This is a genomic window from Pseudomonas sp. CCNWLW23 (genome assembly GCF_037095675.1).
Classification (GTDB): domain Bacteria; phylum Pseudomonadota; class Gammaproteobacteria; order Pseudomonadales; family Pseudomonadaceae; genus Aquipseudomonas; species Aquipseudomonas atacamensis.
On the sequence record NZ_JBAWKM010000010.1, the window covers coordinates 56,513 to 70,987 of the forward strand.

Here is a 14,475-nt window from a genome sequence, read left to right on the forward strand (position 1 = left end):
AACCAAGGGCAATTAGCACGGATGGGCTAATGGCGCGCAGCCATTGCGGGTCAGGTGCCGCGTGGTTTCGCCCGAGCCGTGGCTTCGGCGACCAAGGGATCGTCCGGCCAATAGTGCTTCGGATAGCGCCCCTTGAGATCCTTCTTCACCTCGGCATAGGTGCTGCGCCAGAAGTTGGCCAGGTCCTGCGTGACCTGCACCGGCCGCCGCGCCGGCGACAGCAGGTGCAGCTTGACCACTTGCCGGCCGCCGGCGATTCGTGGCGTATCGGCCAGACCAAACAGCTCTTGCAAACGCACCGCGAGAATCGGTGGATGTTCGCTGTAATCCAGACGAATCGATGAACCCGACGGCACGCTCAAATGATGCGGCGCCAGTTCGTCGAGTTTCTGTGGCAGCGGCCACGGCAGCAGATTACGCACGATGCTCGACAGGTCGAGGTTGGCGAAATGGCTGAGCCGCGAGACCTTGCCCAGATACGGCATCAGCCAGTCTTCCAGGGTATTCAACAATGCCGCATCGCTGACATCCGGCCATTGGCTGTCGTCCTGAGTGTTCAGATCGAGCTGACGCAACAGCGCCACCCGCGCCTGCCACTGGCGCAGTTCCGGGGTCCACGGCAACAACTCAAGACCCTTGCGCCGCACCAGATTGACCAGCGCCTGACTGCGCGCGTTTTCATCCAGACCGGTCAACGGTTCGCGGCTCAGAATCAGCTCGCCGACCTTGCGCTGGCGCTCGGCACGCAGCACGCCTTCGCGTTCATCCCAATCGAGTTGATCGACGCTGCGCACTTGCTCGGCGAGCACCGAATCGAACAGCGCCGGATCGAAATCCGCCGCCAGATAGATGCGTTCTTCGCGCTGGCCCTGACGGCTGCCGAGGTCGGCGATGACGATCCACTCGTGCTTCATCAGGCTATCGGCCTCAGCGAACAGCGCCGCGCGACCGTTGGCCAAACGGTATTCGGCCCCACCGGCACGCCGTTGCTGGGCGACGCGATCCGGGTAGGCCAGCGCCAGCAGCGCGCCGAGCCAGCGCGGATGCTCGGGATCGTTTACCGGTTCGCTCGGCTTGCCACGCAAGTAGCCGCGATACTGCCGAGCCAATTGCCGGGCACGTTGCACCCCGCCCTGCGCGACACGACCGGCACGTTCTTCGCCGGAAAGCAGGACCAATCGGCTGTGCAGATCCGCACCAGCGCCGCGCAGGATATCGCGCTCGCCGAGCAGCGCCGCCACATCGCAGGCCATCGCCGCCAGCCCCAGCGCCTGACCGCGCAACAGCAAATGCGCGATGCGCGGATGCGCCGGCAGTTCGGCCATGGCTTGGCCGTGGGCCGTCAGCGTGTCGCCGTGCAAGGCGCCGAGGCGTTGCAGCAGATCCTGCGCTTGGGCATACGCGGCGGCGGGCGGTATGTCGAGCCAGACCAGTTCGCCCGGGGTCACGCCCCAGCGCCCGAGTTGCAAAGCGAGGCTGGCCAGATCCGCCGAGAGAATTTCCGCGCTGCCATAAGCCGCCAGTTGTTCGTGCTGATCCTGTGACCACAAGCGATAACACACGCCCGGCTCCAGTCGCCCGGCGCGGCCGGCACGCTGGGTGGCGCTGGCCTTGGAGATGCGTTGGGTGTCGAGGCGGGTCATGCCGCTGCCCGGGTCGAAGCGCGGCACCCGCGCCAATCCGGCATCGATGACCACGCGCACGCCGTTGATGGTCAGGCTGGTCTCGGCGATGTTGGTTGCCAGCACCACTTTGCGCTGACCGGGCGGCGCCGGATCGATCGCTGCACGTTGCGCATTGAGGTCGAGTTCGCCGTGCAACGGGCACAGCAGAACGTCTTTGCGCTCGCCGATTGCGTCGACCAGTTGCTGATGTACGCGACGGATCTCCGCCTGTCCCGGCAGGAACACCAGCAGGCTGCCGGTCTCGTCGTGCAGCGCTTCGAGCACGGTTTGGGTAACGCGCTGGTCGATATATTCGCCCGGCTGGAACGGCCGGCCCCAGCGCATCGTCACCGGGTACATGCGCCCTTCACTGCGCAGGATCGGCGCGTCATCGAGCAAGCCGGCCAGGCGCTCGCCTTCGAGGGTGGCCGACATCAGCAGAATCTTCAGCGGCTGTTCAGCGCGAAACAGCTCGCGACCGTTCAGACTGAGGGCCAGCGCCAGATCGGCGTCGAGACTGCGTTCATGAAATTCGTCGAAGATCAGCAGGCCCACACCCTCCAGCGCCGGGTCGTCCTGCAAGCGCCGGGTGAGAATGCCTTCGGTGACCACTTCGATACGCGTCTTCGGGCCAACCTTGCTGTCGAGGCGGATGCGATAGCCGACGGTTTCACCGACCTGCTCGCCGAGCTCGCTGGCCAAACGCTCCGCCGCCGCCCGCGCAGCCAAGCGCCGTGGTTCGAGCATGACGATGGTCTGCCCGGCCAGCCAGGCTTCGTTGAGCAAGGCCAAAGGCACGCGGGTGGTTTTACCGGCGCCGGGCGGTGCTTCGAGCACGGCTTCGTGGCGTGACGCGAGGGCTTCACGCAGGGCGGGTAAAACATCGTCGATCGGCAAAGAAATCATGCTGGCTCCCAAACAGAGGGCCGAGTATAACGGCGAACTGCCGGGCGTTCGTCAGGGTCTTAACTTCACAAGACGAAGCTTCGTTATTTGATGACTCAGGAGACATTTCCATGCGCTTACCTTTTCGCCTGATCGGCGGTGTTCTGGTCGCTACCTTGCTCACGCAGCTCACCGCATGCGGTTCGATTTTCTACCCGGACCGCCGTGGCCAGATCGACGGCAAGATCGACCCGGCGATTGCCGTGCTCGATGCCGTCGGCCTGCTGTTCTACATCATTCCCGGGCTGATCGCGTTTGCCGTCGACTTCGCCACCGGGGCGATCTATTTCGAACCGGGCCACACCGCGCAGATCGATCCGGCCAAGCTCAAGCAAGCCATCGGCCCTGACGGGCAGGTCGACAATCACAAGTTGCAGGCGATTCTTGAGAGCGAACTGGGTAAAGACTTTCCTCTCGACGACCCGCGCCTGATCCAGCACAAGGGCAGCACTCAGCAACTGGCGATGTTCGGCCTGCAACCGGCTGCTTGAATAAGGACGTTCAATGACCTCCAGCCCTGAACACGCCCGCCTGCTGCGGCTGGCGACCCGCGCCTCGGTGGCGGTCGCCTGCACGCTGATCGTCGCCAAGGCGATTGCCTGGTGGCTCAGCGGATCGGTGAGCATGCTCGCCGGCCTCACCGACTCGGCGCTGGATGGAGTCACCTCGATGCTCAACCTGCTGGCGGTGCATTACGCCTTGCGCCCGGCGGATGATGATCACCGTTATGGCCACGGCAAAGCCGAATCGCTGGCGGGCATGGCCCAGGCGTTGTTCATCGGTGGCAGCGCGGTGCTGATCGCGTTTCAGGCCTACCAACGCTTGCAGACGCCGGAACCGCTTGGCGCACCGTGGCTGAGCATCGGTGTGATCGTGTTTTCCCTGCTGCTGACGGCGGCGCTGCTGATGTTGCAGCACCGGGTGATCAAGCAGACCGGCTCCAACGCCGTGCGTGCCGACTCGCTGCATTACCGTTCGGACCTGCTGCTCAACGGCAGCATCCTGATCGCGCTGGTGTTGGCCGCGATGGGTTTTGCGCAACTGGATGCGTGGTTCGGGCTGGGGATCGCCGTGTACATTTTCTGGAGTGCGATTCAGATCGCCCGGGAAAGTTTTTCGGTGTTGATGGACGAGGAACTGCCGACCGATGTCAGCCAGCACATGCTCGAACTGGCATGCAGCGTCCCCGGCGTACTGGGTGCGCACGACCTGCGCACGCGGATCTCGGGCAACCACTGGTTTGTGCAATTGCACTTGGAACTGCCGGGCGAACTGACCCTGTCAGTCGCCCATGGCATCAGCGACCAAGCGGCGGCGGCGATTCACAAGGCCTATCCGAAGGCCGAAGTGCTGGTGCACGCTGACCCACAGGAAGTAGTGCTCGCCGCCCGCACTCAGTAATTGACCTGATAACCGCGACTGCTCAGGCAGTTGCCCTGCGCCTGGCGATAGGCCTGAACCACTTCGGGTGCCGGTTGATAGGTCGCGGCGCGCGGGTCGAAACCGCTTTGCTGCACCGCGTACTGAGAGCACTGGTAACCGTCCTGCTGCACTTGCTGCGGCGACTGGCCGTTGGCCGGGTAGGCTTCGACGTCATAGCCCTGAGCTTGCGGTTGCGGCGGTTGCTGCAGCGGCGGCTCGACCACCACGTAATCCTGCGTCGCCTCTTGATAGGCGTAATACGAGCCGGCGGCGAGGAACAGCATCGAGCCGCCGATCCACACTTCACGGGCGTAATCCGGCAAATACTGGACGCGGATCCCGCGCGGTGGTTGCACGACGATGTAGCGCGGGCCTTGCGGGCGATACCAGTAGCCGCCGGAATAGAAGTAATCCTGACCGCGATACGGCACGCGGTAATCACGATCCGGGAAACGATCGATCACATGGCCCGGACGATACTGCGGGCCAGGACCCCAGCCATTGCCATGACCGTTCGGCCGTCCCGGCCAGCGGTTGTCATCGGGACGCGGCTGCGTCTGCCATTGCTGATTGTGGTAACCGTTTTGCGGGCGCTCGTCGCGGTAGTAACCCTGACGCGGTTCCTGGGTCTGGCGCACGGCGTCGGGTCGCGGCTGGATCGGCAGGTTGTTGCCCGGCTGGCGAGGCGGTTGCGGACGCTCATCGGCACGGTTGCGGTTCTGCCATTGACCGTCATTGTTATGCGGCTGGCCGTTGTGCTCGAACTGACGGCTGTTGTCGCCACGGATGATCCCGTCGTTCTGCGGCCCGTTGCCCGGCCCGCGATTCTGCGGCTCATCGGCCAGCGCTTGCGCACTGACCCCCACACACAGCAAACCAACACCGGCCAGACGCCAGATGCGCGAATTCATGCCTTTCCTCACTGCGGGAGCCTGTCGTTGGCAGGGCTTGTTGCTGAGACTCGAAACAGCCCCACCGGGTTCTGCAACAGGTTATCAGTCGCGCGACTTATTTATTGAGGCGCCAAGATGAAATCACAGGCAAGAAAAAAGGGAGACCCGTCGGCCTCCCTTCTGAGAACTTCGTCCTGGCTCGACGCTTTTGACGTCGGCTCACCTCACGCCGTCTTCTGGACAGTGTGCAGCTCGGGGGCCGGCACATCCCCGGTGGGGGTGGCGGCCGCGGCGGGCCTGATTGGGCGGGCCGCGTGGACTGTGTTACCGAGCAGTGATTCTGGTGATAAGAATAGGCCTGAAGCCGCGACAGAGGATTGCGAAAATTGCTCAATTAAACACTGCTTGCGCAATTTTTAACCCTGGATAGATAATCCGCCGCAATAGTTACGACCAAGGACAGATTGATGAGCAAACTCGACCGGTATGACCTGAGTATTTTGGCGGAATTGCAGCGCGACGCCCGTATCTCCAACCAGGAACTGGCCGAGCGCATCGGTCTGTCGCCCTCGCCTTGCTCGCGCCGGGTCAAGCAACTGGAAGACGATGGCTATATCTCGCGCCAGGTTGCATTGCTCGATCGCAAGATGCTCGGGCTGAGTCTGACCGCGTATGTGCTGATCGGCATGGACCGGCACACGCCGGAACGCTTCGAGAATTTCGAAGCGGCAATCCGCACATTGCCGCAAGTGCTGGAGTGCAGTCTGGTGACCGGAGTGGATGCTGACTACCAGTTGAAAGTGGTGGTGCCGGATATGGATCACTATCAGAAATTACTGCTGGGGCACCTGACCCGGATCGAGGGGGTCACCAGCGTGCGGTCGAGTTTTGTGCTGAATCAGGTGCTCAACAGCACCGAACTGCCGCTGACTCATTTGCGTAGCTGATATCCCTTTCGCGAGCAGGCTCGCTCCCACATTTGGAATGCATTTCAACCTGTGGGAGCGAGCCTGCTCGCGAAGGGGCCGGCACAGGCGACGCAGATCAATGCCCCGCCATCCGCCCTTGGCGTATACTCGCCGCCGCCCTTTCAGCCCTGTCCGCGCCGGAGATCGCCAATGGATCCAGCACTGTTCGAAGAGTGGATGATGACCGGTCTGGTCAGCATCCTGATCATTTTCATGGGTTTCATCGTCTGGGATCTGGCGAAGAAGTCCAAGGCCGGGCGGTTCGGCTCGTTCATTCTGTTTTTCGTGCTGGGCCTGGGCGTGGCCGCGTTCATCATCAAAAGTGTGGTGATCGGCCTGATTGAATCCGGCGCCTTATAAGCGCGCCGGCACTTCCCGCCACTGGCCCTGATCCAGCCCTTCAATGGTCCAGTCACCAATCCTGACCCGCACCAGACGCAACGTCGGCAATCCGACCGCTGCCGTCATGCGCCGCACCTGACGGTTGCGCCCTTCGCGAATCACCAATTCCAGCCACGAGGTCGGTATGGTCGCGCGAAAGCGTACCGGCGGATTGCGCGGCCATAACTGCGGCTCAGCCAGTTGCCGCGCTTCGGCGGGCAGGGTCATGCCGTCATTCAACTCGACGCCATCGCGCAGGCGCTGCAACTGCTCGGCCGTCGGCTCGCCCTCCACCTGCACCCAATAAGTCTTCGCCAGTTTGTGTTTCGGATCGGCGATGCGCGCCTGCAACTGGCCGTCGTTGGTCAGCAGCAACAAACCTTCGCTGTCACGATCCAGACGTCCGGCCGGATAAATCCCCGGCACATCGATGTAATCCTTGAGTGTCGCCCGCCCTTCACCGTCGCTGAATTGCGTCAGCACATCGAAGGGTTTGTTGAACAGGATCAGTTTCGGCTCGGCCGGTGGTGCCTTGGCAACACGGCGCGGGGCAGAAGACTGAGGCTTCATGCCGGGACGGCGGGAAGGTGGACGCGGGGGACGGGACATAAGAGACAGAACATTTAGCGATCAGGGCTGACAATGCTAGTGCCCCGACCGCCAAATGACCACGACTAACCGTTAACGGAACGGCGGCTCGTCGAAGCTGCGCAGTTTGCGCGAGTGCAGCGAGTTGAGTTCGGTACGCAGCAGATCCACCGCTTCGATGCCGATTTTCAAATGCTGGCTGACCGCGCGCTCATAGAAGGCGTTGGCCGAGCCCGGCAGTTTGATTTCGCTGTGCAGTGGTTTGTCCGAAACGCAGAGCAACGTGCCGTAAGGCACACGCAGGCGATAACCTTGCGCTGCGATCGTGCCGCTTTCCATGTCCACCGCAACCGCGCGGGACAGGTTGATCAGCGGCCGCTCCTGAGCCCAGCGCAATTCCCAGTTACGGTCGTCATAGGTCAGAACCGTGCCGGTGCGCAGGCGCTTCTTCAGATCGTCGCCCTTCTCGCCAGTGACATTCGCCGCCGCCTGCTGCAGAGCAAGCTGCACTTCGGCCAGTGCCGGGATGGGAATATTCGGCGGCACCACACGATCAAGAATGCCGTCGCGACGCATGTAGGCGTGGGCCAGCACGTAATCGCCAATGGTCTGCGACTGACGCAGGCCGCCGCAGTGGCCGATCATCAGCCAGCAATGCGGGCGCAGCACGGCCAGGTGATCGGTGATGTTCTTGGCGTTGGACGGGCCGACACCGATGTTGACCAGCGTCACGCCGTGGCCATCGCTGGCGATCAGGTGATAGGCCGGCATCTGGTAACGGTGCCAGACCACACCGGCGGCAATCGCCGAGGCTTCGCCGTGGTCCATGCTCTTCTCGATGATCACGTTGCCCGGCAGGACCATGCGCACGAAACGCGGGTCGCGGCGCAACTGCTCCAGACCATGAACGATGAACTGGTCGACGTAGCGGTGATAGTTGGTCAGCAGAATCCACGGCTGCACATGGCGCCAGTCACTGCCGGTGTAATGCACCAGCCGGCGCAGCGAGAAATCCACGCGCGCGGCGTCGAACAGCGCCAGTGGCAGCGGATCGGTGTTTTCCCAGTCGTAGAGGCCGTCGGCAATGCCATCGGTGGCGGCGGACAGATCCGTGCTCGGGAACACCCGCGCCAGCACCGCTGCAGTGACGCCGGAACCGGCCAGTTCATCGCCCTGCTCGACCACGTACGGATAAGGAATGTTCTGCTGGCTGACGCCGACTTCGACGGTCACGGTGAAGTCGTGCATCAACGGCGTCAGTTGTTCGAGCAGGTATTTGCGAAACGCCGCCGGGTGGGTGACGGTGACGCTGTAAGTGCCCGGCAACTGCACCTTGGCGTAAGCGCGGGTAGTCTGCGGCACTTCGCCCTGGCAGTGGTAGGTCAGACGCAGTTCGGGATAACGAAACAGGGCACGCTGTTCGGCGTCGGGCTCGACGCGGTCCTTGAGGTAACGCTTGAGGGCAGAATTCAGCGCAGTGGTGGCCCGCTCATGCAGCTCGGCCAGACGATCCACGGCTTGTTCGGCGGTTTGAACGACAATAAACGCTTCGGTCACGATCAGCTTCCTGTGTTCTGACTTGCAGAGCTTCATCTTGCCTGCATCGTGGACGCACGGGAACAGTGGCGTTGTGGCGATACTTAAATCTGCAGACCAATGATGTCCCCTGTGGGAGCGAGCCTGCTCGCGAATGCGGTGGATCATCCAATAAAGATGTCGACTGACACACCGCTTTCGCGAGCAGGCTCGCTCCCACAGGGGGAGATTTGAGGTGGGTCAGAAAAGCGGTGGAGTCGAGCGGGCGACGATCGCTTCAACGTCCAGCCCACGCGGCAACGCGCCGTAGACGCGACCGCCACCGCTCAGACGGCTGGCAATGAAAGCATCGCTTACGGCTGAATTCCCCGCCTCCAACAGAAGCCTGGCCTGCAACCCGAGCGCGATGTCTTCGGTCAACTGCCGCGCCCGATACTGAATATCACTGGTGTCCTTGAACTGCGCCTGCAACTGCTGAATGTGCGCGGCCAGACGCTTGTCGCCATGGCCGTCGCCCAGTTCGCTGAACAGCACATCCAACACACCCGGCTCCTTCGACAATGCGCGCAGCACATCCAGACATTGCACATTCCCCGAACCTTCCCACGTCGAGTTCACCGGCGCTTCGCGGTACAGGCGCGGCAGGATGCTGTCCTCGACGTATCCAGCACCGCCCATGCATTCGGCGGCTTCGTTGATCATTCCTGGCGCGCGCTTGCAGATCCAGTATTTGCCCACTGCCGTCACCAGCCGCGCGAACTGCGCTTCGTGGCGATCATCCAGATGATCGAGCGCCTTGCCCATGCGCAGACTCAGCGCCAACGCGGCCTCGCTCTCCAGGGCCAGATCGGCGAGTACGTTTTGCATCAGCGGCTGCTCGCTGAGCAATTTGCCGCCGACCTTGCGGTGCGCGCAGTGATGGCTGGCCTGGGTCAGCGCCTGGCGCATCAGCGAGCTGGAGCCGACCATGCAATCGAAACGGGTCATCGCCACCATTTCGATAATGGTCGGCACGCCGCGCCCTTCTTCGCCGATCATCCATGCCAGCGCCCCACGAAACTCCACTTCGCTGGAGGCGTTGGACTGGTTGCCGAGTTTGTTTTTCAGACGCTGGATGTAGAACTGATTGCGCGTGTCGTCCGGGCGATGGCGCGGCAGCAGAAAGCAACTCAAGCCCTTTTCGGTTTGCGCCAATGTCAGGAAGGCGTCGCACATCGGCGCCGAACAAAACCACTTGTGCCCGACCAGTTCATAGGCCTGACCCGGGCCGCTGGCGCCGACCGGATAGGCTTTGGTGGTGTTGGCGCGAACGTCGGTGCCGCCCTGCTTCTCGGTCATCGCCATGCCGATGGTCACGCCGGCCTTGTGCGCCATGCCGACGTTGCGTGGATCGTATTCGGTGGCGAGGACTTTCGGCAGCCACTGTTCGGCCAGGTCAGGCTGCAAGCGCAGGGCCGGCACGCTGGCGAAAGTCATGGTCAGCGGGCAACCACTGCCGGCCTCGGCCTGGCTGTGCAGATAGGTCATCGACGCGCGGGCGACATGCGCGCCGTCCTGCGGGTGTGCCCAAGGCAGCGAGGTCAGGCCATGTTCGATCGCCGTGCGCATGAGCTCGTGGTAAGCCGGGTGAAACTCGACCAGATCGATGCGATGGCCGTAGCGATCATGGCTGGCAAATAGCGGTTTGTTCTGGTTGGCGAGAAACCCCGCCTCCATCAGCGGCCCACCCGCGAGTGCGCCATAGGCATCGATGCGCGCCTCGGCCCAACCGGCGCCAAAACGCCGCGACCACTCCTGCAGCGGCAGGTCGATGCGGTACAGGTTGGTGCCGTCCAGCGACGGCGGCTGATTGGTGACTTCGTGGGTTTCGGCGAACTGATGCAGGTTCATGACGGCGCTCCTTGTTCAGCAATGGCACCAGTTAAGCACTGGTGCTTTTTTGAACAAAGTGTCATAGCCGCCGTTTTTGCGGCGCTTTTACCCCATCAGCAACTCAGCACGCGGCGCTGCAATGCAGCCTGCAGATCCTCGAATTTCACCGGTTTGTGCAGATAGTCGATAGCCGCGCCCGGGGCGCATTGTTCGCGATCCGCACCCAGCGCCAGCATGAACACTGGCAAATGCGCGCAGCCTGGCAATGCATGGATCTGGCAGCACAGCGATGCGCCTTCGTGGTTGGGCAACTGGCAATCGATCAGCACTGCATCGAAGCTTTCCCGTTGCAGGCAGTCCAGCGCGGCGGCGCCGTTATCAGCGCTGCGCACGCGGAAACCGAGCTTGAGCAACATGCCGCGCATCACCAATTGATTGACGCTGTTGTCGTCCACCAGCAGCACTGTGCAGTCCTGCGGCGCACGAATGCAATCGCGAGGCGGCTGATCCGCAGGCGCTTCGATCACCGGCAGTTCGAATTCGACATCGAGCTGGAAGCGGCTGCCGCGTCCCGGCTCGGAGCGATGGGTGAGTTTGCCGCCGAGCAATTCGACCAGTTGCCGACAGATCGCCAGACCAACACCGAGACCGCCGTATTCGCGAGTCATCGAACCGTCGAGCTGGAAGAAACGCTGATACAGGGTCGCCTCACCCAGGTCAGTGAAACCGATACCGGTGTCGATCACCGCAAACGACAGCGCCATGCGCTCATCCGCCGACGGCCGCCCGGTGACGCGCAGCGCCAACCCGCCGACGCGGGTGAACTTGATCGCATTGTCCAGCAGGCATTCCAGGCACTGCGCCAGTTTCGCGCTGTCCCCGAGCAAGCGATCCGGCAAGGTCGGCAGCACCTCGACTTTGAAGTCCAGCGACTTGCTCGCCGCATTACCTTCGAACTGCACGCGCAACGCCTCGACCACTGCGCGCAGGCTGAAACTGCCCGGCGTCGCCTTGAGCTTGCCGGCCTGCAATTCAGTGAGCGTGAGGATGCCATTGACCATGCGCATCATGTCGCGGGCGGAACCGGCGGCGGTCTGTTGATATTGCTCCAGCTCGGGATCGAGGTCGACGGTCTGCATCAGCTCCAGCGAACCGATCACGCCGTTCATCGGCGTGCGCAGTTCGTGGGTCAGCGTGGCGAGGAATTCATCCTTGAGCTTGTTGCTGTGGGCCAGTTGCTGGTTGAGCACTTCGAGTTTCTGCCCGGCGTCGAACAAGGTCTGCGCCTGTTGTTCGCGCATGGCGTTGATGCGATCGGCCAGCGCCAGCGACAGCAGCGCCACCTCGATCGCCGAGCCGATCTGGCTGGCATACATGGTCAGGAATACGTTGGGCAGCAGGCCCAGCACCATCAGCGTATTGACGATGCCGCCGAGCAGGAACGCCGACCAGGCGATGATGAAGTAACGCGCCACGCGCAAGCCGCGCCACCAGGCAAGAATCCCGGCGGCGAAGATCACCACGGTGAAGGTCAGCGCCAGTGTGGTCGCCAGGCGCAGGGCCAGGGCGTAACTGGTCATCAGCGACAGGCCGATCACCAGCGCACTGAAGGCAATCAGGCCGATCAGCAAGCGATCCAGCCAGGGGCTGTGGGTCTTGGTCTGCAGGAAACTGCGGGCGAACTGGCTGCCGAACAGCCCGGCGCAACCGATGAAGAATGGCGTCGCGGCGTTGGCCCACCATGGGTTGTCCGGCCAGAAATACTCAACCGCCGCGCCGTTCACCGACAATTGATAGAGGCCGAACGAGCCGATATAGAAGATGTAATAGAGGTAGCTGGTATCGCGCACGCTCAGGTAGATGAACAGGTTGTAGACCAGCATCCCCAACAGCACGCCATAAATGATGCCGAGCACATACAGGCGCACCGGTTGGTCTTCGAGGTACGCGGTGCTCGACCACAACGTCACCGGCGCCTGGATCGAGCCTTCGCTGGCCAATCGCAGGTACAGCGTCTGCTGTTGATGCGGTTTGAACGGCAAGTCGAACAGGTAATTGTTCTGGCGGATCTCGCGACTGGCGAAGGGCAAGGCATCGCCGGTCTGGCGCACCAGTCGGTATGCACCGGTGGCATCAGGCAAGTAAAGATCGAGGTGATCGAGTGGCGGATACGCCAGTTCCAGCAGCCAGGTGCGCTGGGCGGCCGGGTTGCTCGGGCGGTAATGCAGGTCGATCTTCAGCCAGAACGCCGAACGCGAGTAACCGGCGTTGAGCGTGGCTTTGTCGTGAGCTTTGAACTGGCCGGCGGCGTCTTGCGCACGGACGTCGGCAATCGTCGCCTGACCGCTCGGGTCTTCGAACACTTGCAGCGATCGGCCCAGTGGCAGGCTCTGGGTGAATTCGTCGAATTCGACGGCGCTCGCCATAAGGGGCAAGCAGAACAGCAACATCAGCAAATAGCGCATTGAAGCCCCAGCGTGGCTCGTCCGGTTGTGTCAGGAAGCCCCCCATTCCCTTTGAGTAGACGTAAAACCGGTATTACCTGTGATTGTTTGGATCCAGCCTAGCATAGCCGTTGATGGCCATTGAGCACCATGGAAATTTTTCCTACAACGGCTCTAGAACGGGCGTTACAGGGCAAAGCACCGAGATAGAGCTGTTGGAATGGTCAGGAACGTCAAAGATCGCAGCCTCCGGCAGCTCCTGCATTTATCTTGCTCTGCCACCCACACCCCAAAATCAGCTTTGGTGGTAAGCTCGCGCACCATGAATATCTACAGCTCCCGCCCCGTTGTCCTCTGTCTCTCCGGCCACGACCCCAGTGGTGGCGCCGGCTTGCAGGCAGATATCGAAGCCCTGCTCGCGCAGGGTTGCCATGCGGCTCCGGCCGTCACCGCCCTGACCGTGCAAGACACCGTCAACGTCACTGACTTCCGCGTCCTCGACCGTGAGTGGGTACTGGCCCAGGCCAACGCCGTGCTCAACGATTCCGAAGTCGCCGCAGTGAAACTGGGCATGCTCGGTTCGCTGGAGATGGTCGACACCGTGGTCGAACTGCTCTCGGCGCACCCGCATCTGCCGGTGGTCTGCGACCCGGTGCTGCGTGCCGGCGGCGGCGGACGCCTGGGCAAGGACGAGGTCGGCTACGCGATGCGCGAACGTCTGCTGCCGCTGTCGATCATTGCCACGCCCAATCTTCCTGAAGCGCGCATCCTCGCCGAACTGCCCGAAGGCACGGCCGACGAGTGCGCGGAAAAACTCCTGCCATTCGTCAAAAACCTGCTGATTACCGGCGGCCATGGCGACGAAACTGAAATCCACAACCGCGTGTACAGCCGCGACGGCCTGCGCGAAACCTTTATCTGCCAACGCCTGCCGGGCAGCTATCACGGCTCCGGTTGCACGCTGGCCAGCGCTTTGGCCGGGCGACTCGCTCAGGGCGAACACCTGGCCAGTGCCGTGCGCAGTGCGCTGGATTACACCTGGCGCACTTTGCGCGATGCCGAACAACTGGGCAAAGGCCAGTTCGTGCCGCGTCGCCTGCCGCTGGATTTCTGCTCGTAACGTCGTGAGGTCTGCCCGATGAAACTCCGTGGCCTGTATGCCATTACCGACAGCCAGTTGCTGGCCGGCAAGTTTCTGTCTTACGTGGAGGCGGCGCTCGACGGCGGCGTCACCCTGCTGCAATACCGCGACAAGAGCAGCGACGAGGCCCGCCGTCTGCGCGAGGCCGAGACGTTGCGCAACCTGTGCGAGCGCTACAAGACGCAACTGATCATCAACGATGACGCCGAACTGGCCGCACGCCTCAACGTCGGCGTGCACTTGGGCCAGACCGACGGCCCGCTGTCGCCGACCCGCGCCCTGCTCGGTTCGAAAGCCATCATCGGTTCGACCTGCCATGGGCAAATCGCTCTGGCCGAACAAGCCGCCAAAGAAGGTGCGAGCTATGTCGCCTTCGGCCGCTTCTTCAATTCCACCACCAAACCCGGTGCGCCGAGTTGCAGCCTCGACTTGCTCGACGAAGCCAAACGCACGCTGCACTTGCCGGTCTGCGCGATTGGCGGCATCACCCTCGATAACGCCGCGCCACTGGTCGAGCACGGTGTCGATCTGCTCGCCGTGATCCACGGTTTGTTCGGCGCCGAGAGCAGCGCCGAAGTGACCCGCCGCGCCCGCGCCTTCAACGAACTTCTGAAAATCTGA

General features: G+C 62.5%; 12 protein-coding genes. 6 read left to right on the top strand and 6 right to left on the bottom strand.

Annotation, left to right across the window (positions count from 1 at the left end; genetic code table 11):
- Positions 1-50: 50 nt before the first annotated feature.
- Entirely contained in the window at positions 51-2,570 is a 2,520-nt protein-coding gene (gene hrpB, locus V8J63_RS14570) for an ATP-dependent helicase HrpB (protein WP_336464229.1), read from the bottom strand.
- 110 nt (positions 2,571-2,680) lie between these two features.
- On the opposite strand from hrpB, the gene V8J63_RS14575 reads away from it, so the two are divergent.
- Together V8J63_RS14575 and V8J63_RS14580 are read left to right on the top strand one after the other, a co-directional pair.
- Positions 2,681-3,100 carry a polyribonucleotide nucleotidyltransferase gene (locus tag V8J63_RS14575; RefSeq protein WP_336464230.1) on the top strand — a complete coding sequence of 140 codons (420 nt, stop codon included), beginning with the start codon at positions 2,681-2,683 and terminating at the stop codon, positions 3,098-3,100.
- 13 nt (positions 3,101-3,113) lie between these two features.
- On the top strand, positions 3,114-4,010 hold the full coding sequence (locus tag V8J63_RS14580) for a cation diffusion facilitator family transporter (RefSeq protein WP_110602883.1): 897 nt from the start codon (positions 3,114-3,116) through the stop codon (positions 4,008-4,010).
- Here the strand turns inward: V8J63_RS14580 and V8J63_RS14585 are convergent.
- Complete coding sequence (locus tag V8J63_RS14585; RefSeq protein WP_336464231.1) at positions 4,004-4,942, bottom strand: DUF6515 family protein; 939 nt, start codon at positions 4,940-4,942, stop codon at positions 4,004-4,006. The genes V8J63_RS14580 and V8J63_RS14585 overlap by 7 nt on opposite strands.
- 449 nt (positions 4,943-5,391) lie before the next feature.
- Between V8J63_RS14585 and V8J63_RS14590 the strand changes: the two genes are divergently transcribed.
- Both V8J63_RS14590 and V8J63_RS14595 read left to right on the top strand, forming a co-directional pair.
- Positions 5,392-5,871, top strand: coding sequence for an Lrp/AsnC family transcriptional regulator (locus tag V8J63_RS14590; RefSeq protein WP_007909658.1), 480 nt, complete (start codon positions 5,392-5,394; stop codon positions 5,869-5,871).
- Between the two features lie 171 nt (positions 5,872-6,042).
- A complete protein-coding gene (locus tag V8J63_RS14595) occupies positions 6,043-6,252 on the top strand; it encodes a DUF2788 domain-containing protein (RefSeq protein WP_016773053.1) in 210 nt (69 codons plus the stop codon).
- Here the strand turns inward: V8J63_RS14595 and V8J63_RS14600 are convergent.
- The 4 genes from V8J63_RS14600 to V8J63_RS14615 form a co-directional block, all read right to left on the bottom strand.
- Positions 6,247-6,843, bottom strand: a complete 597-nt coding sequence (locus V8J63_RS14600) for a pseudouridine synthase (protein WP_177180910.1) — start codon at positions 6,841-6,843, stop codon at positions 6,247-6,249. The two genes, V8J63_RS14595 and V8J63_RS14600, sit on opposite strands and share 6 nt — an antisense overlap.
- A 111-nt stretch (positions 6,844-6,954) precedes the next feature.
- On the bottom strand, positions 6,955-8,454 hold the full coding sequence (gene amn, locus V8J63_RS14605) for an AMP nucleosidase (protein WP_016773051.1): 1,500 nt from the start codon (positions 8,452-8,454) through the stop codon (positions 6,955-6,957).
- A 183-nt stretch (positions 8,455-8,637) separates the two neighbouring features.
- On the bottom strand, positions 8,638-10,287 hold the full coding sequence (locus tag V8J63_RS14610; protein ID WP_336464232.1) for an acyl-CoA dehydrogenase family protein: 1,650 nt from the start codon (positions 10,285-10,287) through the stop codon (positions 8,638-8,640).
- Between the two features lie 95 nt (positions 10,288-10,382).
- On the bottom strand, positions 10,383-12,734 hold the full coding sequence (locus tag V8J63_RS14615) for a 7TM diverse intracellular signaling domain-containing protein (RefSeq protein ID WP_336464233.1): 2,352 nt from the start codon (positions 12,732-12,734) through the stop codon (positions 10,383-10,385).
- Positions 12,735-13,035: 301 nt separating this feature from the next.
- Between V8J63_RS14615 and V8J63_RS14620 the strand changes: the two genes are divergently transcribed.
- Positions 13,036-13,833: a hydroxymethylpyrimidine/phosphomethylpyrimidine kinase gene (locus V8J63_RS14620; RefSeq protein ID WP_007909650.1), complete on the top strand. Its 798-nt coding sequence runs from the start codon at positions 13,036-13,038 to the stop codon at positions 13,831-13,833.
- A gap of 18 nt (positions 13,834-13,851) precedes the next feature.
- The gene (thiE, locus tag V8J63_RS14625; protein WP_041477735.1) at positions 13,852-14,475 is read left to right on the top strand and encodes a thiamine phosphate synthase; all 624 of its coding nucleotides are present in this window, start codon (positions 13,852-13,854) and stop codon (positions 14,473-14,475) included.